Origin of the sequence: Methylophilus sp., from assembly GCF_008015755.1 — a bacterium.
Classification (GTDB): domain Bacteria; phylum Pseudomonadota; class Gammaproteobacteria; order Burkholderiales; family Methylophilaceae; genus Methylophilus.
Map to the genome: position 1 here is coordinate 38,839 of NZ_SSGF01000001.1, position 15,684 is coordinate 54,522.

The window sequence follows — 15,684 nt, forward strand, 5'->3', positions numbered from 1 at the left end:
TTTCCTCTTTTACTTTAGGCAACGGCCATGGATGGCGTGGTAATCCGTTGTTTTTCAAGACGATGTGCCACTGTTTTAAAAGCCAACGCGGTCTGGCCAAGTTTAGAAGCCGTCGCGTTTGAAGCCGCTTGTTTCACTTGCCCGTTCTGTGCTTTGGCTGAGACAGGATCCTCTACCAGCATGGCGCCGACAAAGTCGAGCGATACGCCGAGAAACTGTTTGCACACCTGATTCAAGCGCATAAAGTATTGTTGACCTTGCTCATGGTTGGCCCCTGTTACCACCACGCCCAGCGGAATCTGGCCATGTTGCTGGCTGATGTGCTTAATGGTCACATAAGCGGCTTTAATGGCGGCTTCAGACCTGTCCATTTGAATCACCAGCTCATGCTCGGCAATCAAGGGCATGATCAGGCTGTGGTCTTGCGTATCCAGTTGTGCTTCAATCATGACGGTATCGTAATCGTATGAAAGTTGTTTCACTATACCGTCCAGCTGTGCTTTTAAATCTTGAGATAAAGGCGAGGTTAACAGGTCATTTTCAGTCAAGCAGGTCAGGTCGTAGCCTTGCGGATGTCTGACGATGCCGCGCTTAAGCGCACTGTTGTTGGTTACAATCGATTGCAAGGAATGTGCAAGTGCGGGTTGGCGGTTGGCATGTATTAACAGCAAACGCTGCTCTGGTGCCAGCATGCTTAGCGCCAGATTGCGCATCCATGGCGTCGCAGGCTGGCCATTGGCGCCAATCACGCTAATGATGCGTGCAGAGGTTTTGGCCATGATGCGGCGCAAGCCATCGGCCTGATCGCGGTAATTAAACATGTTGCTGCTCCTGACCAGCGGTTTGCATCATGCTCGAAATCACCAGTGGCAACTCTTCATCCAGATATTGGTAAGGCAAGCTGGCTTGGTGTGGCGTTAACACGCGCTCGATCAAGGCTGGCTTGTCCGCCAAGTCAATATCTTCCGGCACGCGCTGGCCGCTGGTGGTGTAGAACAAACGCATGCGTTCGCGGATCAACACATCCAGTACATTACCAATGGCGGCGGCTTCGTCCAGCTTGGTGACGATACAACCGGCAATATCATGTTTTTTGTAGCTACGCATCACATCGGTCAACGTGTCACCGGTGGAGGTCGCATTCAGGCAGAGCAATTTCTGAATCGGGCTGTCTGCGCGGCTGAGCATGGATAATTGCTCAGTCACGGCCTGGTCACGCTGGCTGACACCTACGGTGTCTACCAAAATCATGTGCTTATTTTTCAGTTCATTCAGTGCAATTTTCAGGTCTTCTTCGTCTTTGACGGCATGCACCATCACGCCCAAAATTTTGCCGTAAATGCGTAATTGCTCGTAACCCCCAATCCGGTAGCTGTCAGTGGTGATCAAGCCCAGGTTTTGGGTGCCATGCTTCATCACATAACGAGCGGCCAGTTTAGCGGTCGTGGTGGTTTTGCCAACGCCGGTTGGGCCAACCAGGGCATAGATGCCGCCACGGTCCAGCAGCGCGTCTTCATCGTCCAGCGTATGCAGATTGCGGCTAATCACTTCCTTGGCCCACATTGGCGCCTTGTTGACATCAATGTGGTTTGGCATTTTTTCCGCAATCTGGCGTGACAGTGAGGCGCTGAAATTGGCAGAGAGCAGGGTGCTCAGCACTTTGGACTTGGCTGGGCTATGTTGCAAATGGTGTTGCCAGGTCATGGCGCTCATCTGGGTTTCAAAATGGCTGCGCATCTGACGCATTTCCTGCATCATGCCCATCATTTTGTCTTCCAGCGTTTGTGTCGCCACTTGATAGGCTTGTTCTTGCTGCTCGCTATGCTGTTTCAGCATATCCAGAATGGCACCTTCATTGGCGGCAGGCTCTTCAACCGCAGGCGTATTGTGTGTCACGCCAGGTGCTGACATTGCCGCTTGTGGTGCTGCCTGGCGCCCTAGCTGGCTTTGTGCATTGGCCTGGCCTTGTCCATTCACAAAGTCGAGCAAGCTGCGGGATTGTTCCAACCCCATCTCGGCAGGCGCTGAATTCGCATTAGACGCAATGTCTGTTTCCAGCATGGCCATGATTTCGGTGCCGCCATTGACGCTACGGTTCGCAACAATAATGGCATCATCGCCTAATGCCTGTTTGACTTGCGCCAATGCTTCGCGTGCATTTTTGCCAAAAAATCTTCTGATGTTCATATTATTGCGCTCCGATTAAACTGGTGACACGAATGGATTTGTTATCTGGCAGCTCGTCATGTGACAACACTCTGAGATGCGGGACGGTTCTTCTTAAAAATCTGGATAATGCCTGGCGTAGCGGGGCAGCCACCAGTAACACCGGCGTCAGGCCCATTTGCTCTTGTTGTCTAGCTGCGACTTCTGTCTGTTGTGACAGTCTTTCAGCGATGCCAGGCTCAATCACGTTCTGGTTAGACTGGTTGTTTTGCAAGGCTTGCAGCAAAAGTCTTTCCAGTTGGCCATCCAGCGTCATGGCGGTAATTTCATTGCTGTAGGGGAACAGGTCCTGCACGATGGCGCGGCCGAGCTTGATGCGCACCATAGACGTCAGGTCATTGGTATCTTGTGTATATTGCGCATGGTCAGCCAGCGTTTCCAAAATGGAGCGCATATCACGGATATGCACACCTTCGTTGAGCAGGTTCTGCAATACTTTTTGCAGGCTGGACAGCGTAATCATTTTTGGCACAATCTCTTCAATCAGCTTGCTGGATTCTTTACCCAGGTGATCCAGTAATTGTTGTACTTCTTGGCGGCCCAGCAGCTCGCCAGCATTGAGCGAAATAATATGGTTGAGGTGGGTGGCAATCACCGTGCCTGCATCGACCACGGTATAACCTAGGCTCTGCGCATATTCTTTGCGGTCTGGCTCGATCCACACAGCTGGCAGACCAAACGCTGGGTCCGTCGTTTTGGCACCATCCAGCTCGCCAGTCACGGCACCTGGGTCAATCGCCAGCATCTGGTGGTAGTTAGATTCACCACTGGCCATTTCGACCCCTTTCATGGTGATGCGATAGGCATTTGGTTTGAGGGTCAGGTTGTCGCGAATGTGCACTGTTGGTGCCAAAAAGCCGATTTCCTGGGCAAACTTTTTGCGGATACCTTTGATACGCTTGAGCAGTTCACCGCCTTGTCCTTTATCCACCAGCGGAATCAGTCTGTAACCGACTTCCAAACCGATGGTATCTACTGGCAATACATCGTTCCAAGTGGCTTCTTCCGCCTCGCTGGCTGGTGCCAGTTTATCTTCTGGCACTGGCTCAACGATGGCTTGTTGTTTGGCTTTTTCCTGCTTTTGCTTGACGTTATAAGCCATGCCACCAAGCAGTGCGCCCAAGCCGATAAAGGCCAGATGCGGCATACCAGGAATCAAACCAATGCCGCCGATAATGCCAGCCGTGACAGACAGCACGCGTGGATTTTCAAACAGTTGCGTAATCAACTGGCCACCAATGTCTTCGTTGTTGGCGACGCGGGAAACCACCACACCGGCAGCAATGGAAATCACCAGCGAAGGAATCTGCGCCACCAGGCCATCGCCAATTGCCAGCATGGTGTAGTTTTTAACCGCTTCATCAAACGCCAGGTCATGTTGCACCATACCCACAATCAGACCACCGACGATGTTAATGATAATGATCAAAATACCGGCAATGGCGTCACCACGCACATACTTACTGGCACCGTCCATTGCGCCATAAAATTCGGACTCCTGACCGACTTCTTTACGGCGGCGGCGAGCTTCGTCTTCGCCAATCAGGCCAGCGTTCAAGTCGGCATCAATCGCCATTTGTTTACCAGGCATCGCATCCAAAGTGAAACGGGCGCCCACTTCAGCAATACGGCCAGCACCTTTGGTGATGACGGTGAAGTTAATAATGGTGAGGATCACAAACACCACGATACCGACAGCGTAGTTACCGCCAATCAAAAAGTGGCCAAACGCTTCAATCACTTTACCGGCGGCATCCGGGCCAGCGTGACCTTCTGTTAACACCACGCGTGTAGAGGCCACGTTGAGCGCCAGGCGCAGCATGGTGGTCATCAACAGCACGGTAGGGAAGGCGATAAAGTCCAGCGGTTTGGTGGTTTGCAAACCTATCATCAAGACCAGGATAGACAGCGCAATATTAAAGGTGAAGAACACATCGAGCATGATGGCCGGTAACGGCAGGATCATCATGGCCAGCAGCAAGACAATAATGAGTGGCGCGGCGATCGCTCTGCCGTCCATTTTCCCCATCCATTGTTGCCAATTGTTCATCGTAAACTCCTCAACCTGCAATTATTCAATGTCTGCCGCAGTGGCAGTTGTCGCATTCAGCGCATGTGGATCCAGCGCGTCTGGAACGGGCACGTTGGATGGCATCGCAGGACGCACACCACCGTGTTGTTTAAACACACGCAGCTGGAACACATAGGCCAGAATCTCGGCCACCGCTGCATACAGTGTTTGCGGAATCTCGCGTTCCAGCTCGGCATGTGCATATAGGGCACGTGCCAGTTTTGGCGATTCCAGCGTCATCACTTCATGCTCAGCGGCAATTTCTTTAATCTTTTGCGCAATCACATCTGCACCCTTGGCCACCACAATCGGTGCGCCGTTTTCACCTTCTTTGTAGCGAATCGCCACTGCATAGTGGGTCGGGTTGGTAATCACCACGTCTGCTTGCGGCACATTGCTCATCATTCTTCTGCGCGCCATTTCGCGTTGTTGCTGTCGGATACGGCCTTTAATCTCAGGGCTGCCTTCAGACTCTTTAGATTCATCCTTCAGCTCTTGTTTAGTCATTTTGTGCTTTTGCGCATATTGATAGAGCTGGTAGGGCACATCAATCACCGCAATCAGCACCAGTGCAGAAGCAATGGTCAGAAAGCCGGTCACCATATAATCGCTGACGGTGCTGAGGCTGGTTTCCAGTGGCATCTGCGACAGGCTCAGCATCGGCTGCAAATCTTTTTTCACGATGGTGTAGCCCACAGACGCCACCAGAATGGTTTTGGCCACCGACTTCAACAGTTCTACCAGTGAGTTCTTGGAGAACATATTGGCCAGGCCTTTCATCGGGTTGAGCTTGCCAAAGTTAGGCACCACCGATTTTTGTGACATCACCCAGCCACCGACCAGAATAGGGGATGCGACGGCCACAGAGACAATAATCACGGCCAGCGGTAGAAACGCCCACAGCGCCTGCTCAACCACTTTCATCATGTGCACAATCAGCAATTGTGGTTCAAAGGCCATAGCCTGGTCTATGCGCAAGCCTTGTTTCAGTATGTTTTTCATGGCATCACCCATCGGGCGGCTCAGCATCATGAGCGCCATGCCAGTGGTAAACAGCACCGCACACGCAGCCAGTTCGCGTGAGCGGGGAACATCGCCGTCCTCGCGTGCCTTCTCCAATCGCTTGGGGGACGCGTCTTCGGTTTTTTCCATATCGCTGTCTTCAGCTGCCATGTCCTAAACTTTCTCGTTTGCCGGATACAACACACAAGTTGTATTTCTTGTGAGTGATTATTGGCCAGAAAAACGCTTTTTTATGTCTGGAATAAAAGGGCTTATTGACCGCTTTCTATCAGTTGCCGCTTGTTCTTTGTTAAGAAATGCAAAAACAAAAAATATTTATTTATATAAAACAGATACTTATCAAATAAATAAACTTTTTTTGCATGGGCGCCCTAAAGTTTTAGTTTGGCCTGTCGTTAACCGGGTTAGCACAAATAGTTTTTATTGAGGCACTAAACGCAGATTCAACAGACAAAAAACAGTTGTTTACGGAATACAACAAGAAAACTTTAATTATTTATTGAATTGGATAGATGAAAATGCTGAGAGCATAGACGTAAAGTTGTTGCGGTGTAACATTAAATTTACGCCATAACTTATTGATATTTATAGTTGTGGTCATTGCCATGTAGGGGTTTGTCAGACAAACACCTACATGGCTGTTTTCGTCTGTCTTACAAAAGAAACCGACAAACCCTGATTGTTGCTCTTCATGATTGCGCGCAAAGTACGTCTAACGCTCAGGCGTACTTAAATTAACGCTAAAAAAAACGGAGACAAGATCATGACCATGCAAAACGATTTACTCGCTGAAATCAAAGATGCCAACCTGAACTATCTGATGTTGGCTCAACAACTGATCCGCGCTGACAAAGCCACTGCGATTTTCCGCTTAGGCATCAACAAGGAAATTGCAGACCTGCTGGAAAGCTTGACCAATCTGCAATTACTCAAACTCTGTAATACCAATATGTTGCTGACTCGCTTCCGTTTTGATGACAGCGAAATTCTGGGCATGTTGACCAGCTACTCCAAAGACCCAGCCCAAGCGCATCTGCATACAGCGGTATTGATGTCAGCCCAAGCTGCAGAATCTACTGTATAGCAAGTGTAGACATTTCCATCTGGCGATAAAAAAGAGAAAAGAGGGTTATCATGCAAAAGAAGAGTGTAGTAAACGAAGCAGAACAAATTCAACTGGCAATGAAATTGATTGAATTGGGCGCACGCCTGCAATTGCTGGAATCTCAAACTAACTTGTCTCGCGAGCGTTTGATCAAGCTGTACAAAGAGATGAAAGGCGTTTCTCCTCCAAAAGGCATGTTGCCATTCTCAACCGACTGGTTCTTGACCTGGCAGCCTAACATTCACTCCTCCATTTTCTACAATATTTATCGTTTTATGGTGGATTACGCTGGCGTAGATGGTATTCAGGCGATTATCAAAGCCTATACGCTCTACATGCAGCAAGTTCAAAATCCTGATGCTGCGCAACAAGACGAGCCTGTGTTGTCACTGACCCGCGCCTGGACCCTGGTGCGCTTTATTGAAAGCAAAATGCTGACAACCAAAGTCTGTCATTGCTGCGGTGGTAACTACATCGTTAATAGCTACGACCTGAACCAAAATTACGTCTGTAACCTGTGCCACGTGCCTTCACGTGCCGGTAAAACCAAAAAAGCCAAAGAACTCAGCTACAAACTGGTGTCTATGACTGCTTAACTGGTGACAAGCAGGGGATGATCATCACCTGTGACATGAAGGATTTAGCATGCACTCGATAAAATTGCCGGTAGGGGCGTTGTCATCCCAGTCATGGATGCAGCGTCTCTTACCAAAAAGATTGTGGTGTCAGGCATTGCTAATCCAGTCGGTGAGTATGCTGTTGATCACGGGCCTGGCGCCTAGCGTGATCAACAGTGTATTTGCATTTGAGTTGCGTAGCCTGGGGATTCAGCTCGATTCGATCTGGTGTTGGCTGCTAATCCACATGTGCGTCGTCAGTGGGCTGGCCAAGTTAGCCCGCATGCCGGTCTGGTGGCGCTGGATACATGTGATTTTTCCGCTGGCGGTGGTGTTTATGCAACAGGTGGCTTTACCTGCCAGTGTCTATTTCACCGGATTTATCATCACGTTGACCTTGTATTGGTCTGTGCACAACACACGCGTCCCGTTTTACCCCTCTTTTCCTGCCACCTGGCGTGCCTTGCAACGCATTCTGGAACAGCACGCAGGCGACAAATCATTAAAAGTACTCGATATTGGCAGTGGCATTGGCGATATCGCCATGTTTTTAGCCAAACAGCGCATGCACGATCAGGTCTCCGGCATTGAGATCGCGCCTTTACCCTGGGTGGTGAGCGCGGTGCGCGCCTTATTTTCTGGCACCAGCGTCACTTTTACCTTGGGCGATTATCGCTCGATCAATTTTGCCGAGCTTGACGTAGTCTTTGCTTATTTGTCACCAGCAGTGATGCAGGACGTCTGGCAAAAAGTCCAACAAGAAATGCGGCCAGGCTGCCTGTTTGTCACCTCGGAGTTTCCAGTGCCAGACACAGTTGCCGAGCATATTGTGTTCCCCAGCGCACATTCACCAGCGTTGTACGTTTATCTCAAGCAGTAGTTTAATCAAACTTTACATGGCGGGCGATGTACAGGCCCCCAGTATTTCTGTTCCTATAAGAAGCTGGTCGTTAAATATATGCGTGCTATTCACATGTTTCGCTGATGCTACGCATAGACACTTGTTCATCAATACAAAAAACAGTCGATATATCTAAATAAGCTAGGTCTGGGGGACATGCAATTGGCAGATTCGCAGCAAAAACAGGGCGCGACATCGTTTTTCTCAGCTTTGCTCGATTCGGTGAGCCAGGCCATTGTGGCTGAGTCTGTGGACGGGATGATCATCTACTGTAATCCTGCCGCAGAAGCCTTGCTCGGTTACGCGGCTGCAGACATGATAGGCTTGCCTTTTAGCAGAATATTGCCCGACCCTGAACTCCATACCCATAAAACTTTGCTGGCAAAACAAGGCCAAGGCCATTTGCCCAACCATTATCAAACACTGTGTTGTAGCAGTCAAAACCCGGCGTTAGACGTCATGGTGACCGTCACGCCGCTGCTGAGTCAAGACGGCATTCTGATTGGATGTTCGACTGAAATCGAGCTCGTGGAGTCTACCGGCGCCAGGCAGCAGGCGCTGAACGAACTCACGCGCTACAAGCAAAACCTGGCCGCCATCGTCGAGTCCTCTGATGATGCGATTATTAGCAAAACGCTAGAGGGCATCGTGACTAGTTGGAACAAGGCGGCTGAAAAAATCTTTGGCTACACGGCTGAAGAAATGGTCGGCCAGCCCATGCTAAAAATCTTTCCGCCAGACCGGGTAGATGAAGAGATGCATATCTTGAGCAAACTCAAGTCTGGCGAAAAAGTCGATCACTTTCAAACGATCCGTTTGCATAAGTCAGGGCGGCAAATCCATATTTCTGTCACCGTGTCGCCAATTTACAATACCGATGGCGAGATTATTGGTGCCTCCAAAATTGCCAAAGACATCACCGAAAAACTCAATACCGAAAAGCTGGTCTGGCGGCAGGCCAATTATGATGCTTTGACCAACTTGCCGAACCGCCGATTGCTGATGGATAGGCTAGCGATGGAGGTGAGCAAGGCGCATCGTGAAATGCATGGCCTGACGATCATGTTTATTGACCTCGATCATTTTAAAGAGGTCAATGATTCGCTAGGGCACAATATCGGTGACGAGCTGTTGCAAAAGGTCAGTCACCGTATTCGCGACTGTTTCCGGCAATCCGACATGCTGGCGCGGTTTGGCGGTGACGAATTTGTCGCACTGATGCCTTGCCTGAGCCAACGCAAAGACATAGACACCGTCTGCTCAAAACTATTAAAAGTACTGAGTGATCCTTTTACACTGGAAGACGCCAATACCGTCTATGTCTCCGCCAGCATAGGCATTGCCGTCTATCCGATGGACGGCGAATCTGACCAGGAACTGATCAAGCATGCCGATCAGGCCATGTATGAGGCCAAAAGAAAAGGCAGAAACCAGGCCAAGTATTTTATCCCGGCCATGCAAACCTCTTTGGACAAACACCACCAGCTGGGCGTGGACTTGCGCTTTGCTTTGCAAAATAATGAGTTTTTTCTCACTTACCAGCCGATTGTCGATTTAAGTAACGAGCAAATTGTGAAGGCAGAGGCCTTGATCCGCTGGAATCACCCGCTGTTAGGCGTGCTGGCGCCGATGGAATTTATCCCGATTGCTGAAGAAACCGGCATTATCCATGGCCTGGGTGACTGGGTCTTCAGGACAGCCGTCAGGCAGCTCAAACGCTGGCAGGAGGACTTTAGCTTTCCTTTGCAGCTCAGTATCAATAAATCGCCAGTGCAATTTAATATTGGCAATGACGTGCCTCAACATTGGCGCGCCTTTTTGCAGGAAGTTGGGTTGTCGGGGGAGCACTTGATTATCGAAATCACCGAGTCGACCATGATGACGCAACAGGAATCTACGCAAAACAAACTATTGAGTTTTGCTGAGCTGGGCATTCAAGTCGCGATTGATGATTTTGGCACCGGGTACTCCTCATTGGCTTATTTGAATAAGTTTGACATTGACTACATCAAGATTGATAAAGCGTTTGTGCAAGAGATGAAAAAAGACTGCCAAAGCTTTCATCTCTGTGAGGCATTAGTGGTCATGGCGCACAAACTAGGGTTAAAAGTCGTTGCAGAAGGGGTTGAGACACAAGAGCAACACCAGCTGTTGCGTGACATGCAATGTGACTATGGCCAAGGCTACTATTACGCCAAACCACTTACGCACGAGCTGTTTGAACAACTCCTGCATGACCAATCGCAAGCCAACTGATTGCCCGCCTAATCGTTTCTGCCCGCGCTTGGCCGGGCAACTCATCTTCATTCCTCCACCTGCCAGGGTGATTTAACTGGCTAAATCCCTTTTATTTGAAAAAATGAATCGGGGGATGCATTGCTATGCTTGATACAGTTAACTGCTAAAAGTGGAGCAAAAGCATGTTTGTCATCATTGGATATGTGGTTGTTTGTGGCATGGTGTTCGGCGGGTATGCGCTTGCTGGTGGCCATCTGGGGGCCTTGTGGCAACCGCTGGAAGTCATGATGATTTTCGGCGGCGCGTTTGGTGCCTTTATTGTTGGCAACGACACCAAGGCGATTAAAGCGACCTTAAAAGCCTTACCAACCTTATTTAAAGGCTCTAAATACAATAAGCAGTTGTATATGGATTTACTGGCCTTGCTCTTTGAAATCCTCACCAAAATCCGCAAGGACGGTCTGATGTCGATTGAAAAAGACATTGAAGACCCGGAGTCAAGTGCCTTATTCAGCAAATATCCCTCTATAGTGCACGACCATCACCTGGTCGAATTCATTTGTGATTATCTGCGTTTGATGGTCTCCGGCAATATGGATGCCTTCCAAGTTGAAAACCTGATGGATAACGAGCTGGAAACCCACCATATGGAAGGTCACGTGCCTGCCCATTGTATTGCCAAATTGGGCGACGGTTTGCCAGCGTTCGGGATTGTGGCAGCGGTGATGGGCGTGGTTCACACCATGGAAAACGTGGCCTTGCCGCCAGCTGAGCTAGGCATCTTGATTGCCCACGCGCTGGTCGGTACCTTTTTAGGGATTTTGCTGGCCTACGGTTTTGTGGGGCCGTTATCCGGCTTGCTGGAGCAAAAGCTGGAAGAATCCAGCAAGAGTTTTCAAACCGTCAAAGTAGTGTTGCTGGCCAGCCTCAATGGCTATGCACCGCCAATTGCAGTGGAATTCGGCCGTAAAGTGCTGTACTCCACCGAGCGCCCTGGTTTTACTGAGCTAGAAGAACACGTCAAACAGGCTAAATCCAAGTAAATATTAAGACCGCCGGGAGAGCGTCATGGCAGAAGAGCATATTGCCCCGATTATTGTTAAAAAGATCAAAAAGGGTGGCGGTGGCCATCACGGCGGCGCCTGGAAGATTGCTTATGCTGACTTTGTGACAGCGATGATGGCGTTTTTTCTGTTGATGTGGCTGTTAGGCTCGACCTCCAAAGCGCAAAAAGAGGGTATTGCTGAATACTTTCAAACACCGTTGCATGTGGTGTTGATGGGGCCGTCCATGGGCCAGAGTGATTCGGCGCTGAAAAATACCGGCGGTAAAGACATCACCAAAAAACAAGGCCAGGTCAAGCCGGTAGAGGGCGATCCGGGCAAACTTAAAACGGTCAAATTGGAAGACGTTAAAGAAGCCTTGAAACAGGCCGAAAAAGTCAAATTGGAAGCGCTCAAGGCCAAGATTGAGCAGGCCATTGAAGATAACCCGACCTTGCAGCAATTTAAGTCTCAACTCAAGCTGGATATCACCAGCGAAGGCTTGCGCGTACAGATTATTGACGAGCAAAACCGGCCGATGTTTGAAAATGCCAAGGCCGAGTTGCAGCCGTATGCCAAAACCATTTTGCGTGAGATCGGCAAAACACTCAACGGGGTGGATAACAAAATTAGTCTGTCCGGCCACACTGATGCCGCTGGCTACGCCAATGGTGACCACGGCTACAGCAACTGGGAGTTGTCTGCCGACCGGGCGAACGCCTCCAGGCGCGAGCTGATTGCGGGCGGCATGGATGAAACCAAGCTGATGCGGGTGGTCGGTCTGGGCTCCGCCATCATGATGGATAAAGAAAATCCGTTTAATCCGATTAATCGCCGCATCAGTTTAATTGTGATGAACAAGGAAACCGAAGAGGACTTACTCAAGGATAACGATCAGATTTCTGTCAGTGAGCATGACAAAACGCAAGTCGAAGCATTGCAGAACAAGGCGGAGAAGCCTGCACCTTAAAACAGGGCAACGCAGGCGGAACCTTAATCATAAAAGAAATAAGTCATTTTTACATTGTTTATTTCTTGATTGAAAAACCGGGGAATCAGGCAAGATAGGATCACTATGAAAACATTGCCCATAGAAGAATTAAGAGAATTACTGGCTGCAGTCTCGCGTCACGGTGACTGGCATTTGCTTGAGATCGAAACCGATTTGCAGCAAACCGCCTTTTTACTCAACGAAGCGATAGAAAAGCTCAGTGCCAGTTTTATGACGGTGTATGCCCAGCTGACAGACCAGCAGGCTGCTTTGCAGCTATTGGCAGAGGCGGGCAAATTGCAGCCGGAAGAAATGCAGCAGTTGCAGGTGTTTCAGGACAACATTGGCCAGGAGGTCAATAAAGTGGTCACAGGCATGCAGTTTCAGGACATGACTAACCAATTGTTGCAGCGCACCATCAACCGTGTGCATGGTTTAAAAGATTTGTTACATGAGCTGTCCAGTCATCAGTTTCCGATGGCTGCGGATGACGAGCATGAAGAAATCAGACGCTTCATCATGCAGCTAAACCAGAATTTTGATCAGGGTAGCCAGCACCTGACCGGCAATTTACGTAAGTCGGTCAATCAGCAGGATTTGGCAACCGGTGACATAGACTTATTTTAATACAGCGGCGTTTAACGAAATTAGTGAAAAAGGCGAATCAAACATGGCGAAAACAATTTTAACAGTAGACGACTCAGGTTCATTGCGTCAGATGGTGGCTTTTAGTCTGAAAGCGGCTGGCTATGATGTCGTGCAGGCCGTCGATGGTCAAGACGGCCTCAATAAAGCCAAAGAGAAAACTGTTGATCTGGTACTGACCGATCAAAACATGCCGGTCATGGATGGCCTGACACTGATTACCAATTTGCGCACGCTCGCTTCCTATCAAAAAGTGCCTATTCTGATGTTGACCACTGAGTCTTCTGATGAGATGAAAGCAAAAGGCAAAGCGGCAGGCGCCAATGGCTGGTTAGTGAAGCCGTTTGATCCTAAACGCCTGATTGAAGTGGTTCAAAAAGTAATCGGTGCCTAAGCGCCCTTGGGTAAACGACTGGAGTAAACAATGACAGTGGATATGAGCCAGTTTTATGAGGTGTTCTTTGACGAAGCCGAGGAGTTGTTAGCTGAGGCAGAGCATCTCTTGCTGAGTATCGATGTGGAATCGCCCGATGTTGAGCAGTTAAACGCTATTTTTAGAGCGGCACACTCGATTAAGGGCGGTGCTGCGACGTTTGGTTTTATGGACATGACAGAAATCACGCATGTGCTGGAAAACCTGCTCGACAAAATCCGTAAAAACGAGATGGCGTTAACCACCGAGCATGTGGATGCGTTTTTGGCCGCCAAAGATGTGATCAAGATGCAGGTGGATGGCCACCGCCATGGTTCTGACGTCAATGCTGAGCAAGTGAGTGATGTCGCCATGATGCTTAAATCACTGTCAGAAGGCAAAATCGCCGAGCTTGCTGAGGCGGCACCAGCTGCCGTCGCTGAAACGGCGCCTAGTACCGCAGCGCCAACAGTGGCTATGGCAAAACCTGCGTTAACGATCACGGCCGACGAAAAAGCCAAGGGCATGACGCTGTATGACGTAGGTCTACCCACCGTCACTGAAAAAGACTTGGCTAACCTCAAAGATGAATTGGCGTTGTTGGGCGAAGTTGCCGAATATCAACGCAGTGAAAATGTTTATGCCTTGCTGGTTAAAACGGACTCCAGTGCTGATGACATTGTGTCTATCTGTTCATTTATTGTGGACACTGATGCCCTGGTGATTCAAGTGGCAGGTGACACTGCCAGTGACGCGCCTACAGCAGCCGTGGAAACGGCACCTGCTGCCGCGCCAGTAGAAGCTGCGCCAGCTGCTGCAGAAGCAGATCTTGGTTATGGTTTCTTTAATGATGATCCGATCGTTACAACGGATGCTAAAGCTGATGATGGCAAAGTAAAAGTAGCTGAAGAAATGGGCTACGGCCTGTTCGCTAGCAATGGTGAAGAACAGCAGGAAGAGGGCTATGGTTTCTTTGCGCCGTTTAAGCCGCATCCAGATGCGCCTAAGGCGCAAATGATTGGCGATGATAATGCCGCCGCTGCCATGGCAAAAGCCAAGGCAGAAGCCGCTGCTACCCCTGTAGCTGCCGCACCGCAAGAAGAACGTCGTCAGCAACAAGGCCGTCGTGAAGGCGACAAGCCTGTTGCAGCCGCACAAAGTGCTGAAAGCACCTCTATTCGTGTCGGCATTGAGAAAGTTGACCAGTTAATTAACCTGGTTGGCGAGTTGGTGATTACACAAGCCATGATTGAGCAGCGTGTGAATGCGCTTGACCCGGTCGATAACGAAGCCTTGATTAATAGTGTTAGCCAGCTAACCCGTAACACGCGTGACTTGCAAGAGTCTGTGATGTCGATTCGTATGATGCCAATGGACTTTGTGTTCTCGCGCTTTCCACGCATGGTGCGTGACCTGGCGGGCAAGTTGGGCAAGAAAGTTGAATTTGTCACCAGCGGTGCAACCACTGAACTGGATAAGAGTTTGATTGAACGGATTGTCGATCCATTGACGCACCTGGTGCGTAACAGTGTGGACCACGGCATTGAAAAACCGGAAGTCCGCCGCGAGATGGGCAAACCAGAGAGTGGTACGTTAACCCTGTCTGCAGCGCACAAAGGCGGCAGTATTGTGATTGAAGTGACCGATGATGGTGGCGGCTTGAACCGCGACCGGATTCTGGCTAAAGCAGCTTCAAACGGCTTGCCTGTCAATGAAAGCATGACAGATAACGAAGTGTTTAGTCTGATCTTTGCCCCAGGCTTCTCCACCGCAGAAGTGGTGACTGATGTGTCTGGCCGTGGTGTCGGCATGGACGTGGTGAAACGGAATATTACCTCCATGGGCGGTCATATTGAGATTCGCTCCGCGCTTGGCTATGGCACCACCATTTCGATTTCATTGCCACTCACGCTAGCAATTCTGGACGGTATGTCTGTGTCCCTAGGCAAGAGTGTGTATGTGGTGCCTTTGAACCTGATTGTGGAAACATTGCAGCCACGTGCCGAAGACCTGAAAACAGTCACTGGCGAGGGCCTGATGGTGCATGTGCGTGGTGAATATTTACCGATTATCGCCTTGCATGCCTTGTTTAATCATCCGACCCAGATCACCACCCCGACGGACGGTGTGTTATTGATCCTCGAAGCCGATGGCAAGAAATCTGCCTTGTTTGTCGACCGTTTAGTGGGCCAGCAGCAAGTAGTGATTAAGAGCCTGGAAACCAACTTCAAGCGTATTCCTGGCGTCTCTGGCGCCACCATTATGGGCGACGGGTCGGTGGCATTGATTCTGGATGTGCCCGCCATTATCCAAATGGGGCAAACCACAAATTATGTGACGGGTGGCATGGCATTTTCCAACCAGAACTATTTAACTTCACAAAATACCATCAATGCATAAGGAGCACATGCA

Annotated in this window: 14 protein-coding genes; 10 read left to right on the plus strand and 4 right to left on the minus strand. The window is 49.7% G+C overall.

Annotated elements, in window-relative coordinates; all coding sequences use genetic code 11:
* Positions 1-14: 14 nt before the first annotated feature.
* Genes E6Q52_RS00195 through flhB form a run of 4 tightly spaced genes read right to left on the minus strand, consistent with a single transcriptional unit; the run spans position 15 to position 5,470 of the window.
* Positions 15-821 (minus strand): hypothetical protein, encoded by an 807-nt coding sequence (locus tag E6Q52_RS00195; protein WP_292817185.1) that lies wholly within the window; start codon positions 819-821, stop codon positions 15-17.
* Positions 814-2,187, minus strand: a complete 1,374-nt coding sequence (gene flhF / locus E6Q52_RS00200) for a flagellar biosynthesis protein FlhF (protein ID WP_292817187.1) — start codon at positions 2,185-2,187, stop codon at positions 814-816. Before flhF ends, E6Q52_RS00195 begins: the two co-directional genes overlap by 8 nt.
* A 1-nt stretch (position 2,188) precedes the next feature.
* The gene (flhA, locus tag E6Q52_RS00205) at positions 2,189-4,276 is read right to left on the minus strand and encodes a flagellar biosynthesis protein FlhA (protein WP_292817189.1); all 2,088 of its coding nucleotides are present in this window, start codon (positions 4,274-4,276) and stop codon (positions 2,189-2,191) included.
* A 21-nt stretch (positions 4,277-4,297) separates the two neighbouring features.
* Complete coding sequence (gene flhB, locus E6Q52_RS00210; RefSeq protein WP_292817191.1) at positions 4,298-5,470, minus strand: flagellar biosynthesis protein FlhB; 1,173 nt, start codon at positions 5,468-5,470, stop codon at positions 4,298-4,300.
* Between the two features lie 49 nt (positions 5,471-5,519).
* On the opposite strand from flhB, the gene E6Q52_RS00215 reads away from it, so the two are divergent.
* From E6Q52_RS00215 to E6Q52_RS00260, 10 genes are all read left to right on the plus strand, one after another.
* Entirely contained in the window at positions 5,520-5,747 is a 228-nt protein-coding gene (locus tag E6Q52_RS00215) for a hypothetical protein (RefSeq protein WP_292817193.1), read from the plus strand.
* A 336-nt stretch (positions 5,748-6,083) separates the two neighbouring features.
* Positions 6,084-6,404: a flagellar transcriptional regulator FlhD gene (flhD, locus tag E6Q52_RS00220; RefSeq protein ID WP_292817195.1), complete on the plus strand. Its 321-nt coding sequence runs from the start codon at positions 6,084-6,086 to the stop codon at positions 6,402-6,404.
* Between the two features lie 50 nt (positions 6,405-6,454).
* Positions 6,455-7,021: a flagellar transcriptional regulator FlhC gene (gene flhC, locus E6Q52_RS00225; RefSeq protein ID WP_292817197.1), complete on the plus strand. Its 567-nt coding sequence runs from the start codon at positions 6,455-6,457 to the stop codon at positions 7,019-7,021.
* 49 nt (positions 7,022-7,070) lie between these two features.
* Complete coding sequence (locus E6Q52_RS00230; RefSeq protein ID WP_292817199.1) at positions 7,071-7,922, plus strand: class I SAM-dependent methyltransferase; 852 nt, start codon at positions 7,071-7,073, stop codon at positions 7,920-7,922.
* A 177-nt stretch (positions 7,923-8,099) separates the two neighbouring features.
* The gene (locus E6Q52_RS00235) at positions 8,100-10,199 is read left to right on the plus strand and encodes an EAL domain-containing protein (RefSeq protein WP_292817201.1); all 2,100 of its coding nucleotides are present in this window, start codon (positions 8,100-8,102) and stop codon (positions 10,197-10,199) included.
* Positions 10,200-10,363: 164 nt separating this feature from the next.
* Positions 10,364-11,224: a flagellar motor stator protein MotA gene (gene motA, locus E6Q52_RS00240; RefSeq protein ID WP_292817203.1), complete on the plus strand. Its 861-nt coding sequence runs from the start codon at positions 10,364-10,366 to the stop codon at positions 11,222-11,224.
* Between the two features lie 25 nt (positions 11,225-11,249).
* Positions 11,250-12,194 carry a flagellar motor protein MotB gene (gene motB, locus E6Q52_RS00245; protein WP_292817205.1) on the plus strand — a complete coding sequence of 315 codons (945 nt, stop codon included), beginning with the start codon at positions 11,250-11,252 and terminating at the stop codon, positions 12,192-12,194.
* Between the two features lie 105 nt (positions 12,195-12,299).
* Complete coding sequence (locus E6Q52_RS00250) at positions 12,300-12,842, plus strand: chemotaxis protein (protein WP_292817207.1); 543 nt, start codon at positions 12,300-12,302, stop codon at positions 12,840-12,842.
* A 43-nt stretch (positions 12,843-12,885) separates the two neighbouring features.
* Positions 12,886-13,254, plus strand: a complete 369-nt coding sequence (locus E6Q52_RS00255) for a response regulator (protein ID WP_018985223.1) — start codon at positions 12,886-12,888, stop codon at positions 13,252-13,254.
* 30 nt (positions 13,255-13,284) lie between these two features.
* Positions 13,285-15,672 carry a chemotaxis protein CheW gene (locus E6Q52_RS00260; protein WP_292817211.1) on the plus strand — a complete coding sequence of 796 codons (2,388 nt, stop codon included), beginning with the start codon at positions 13,285-13,287 and terminating at the stop codon, positions 15,670-15,672.
* Positions 15,673-15,684 lie beyond the last annotated feature (12 nt).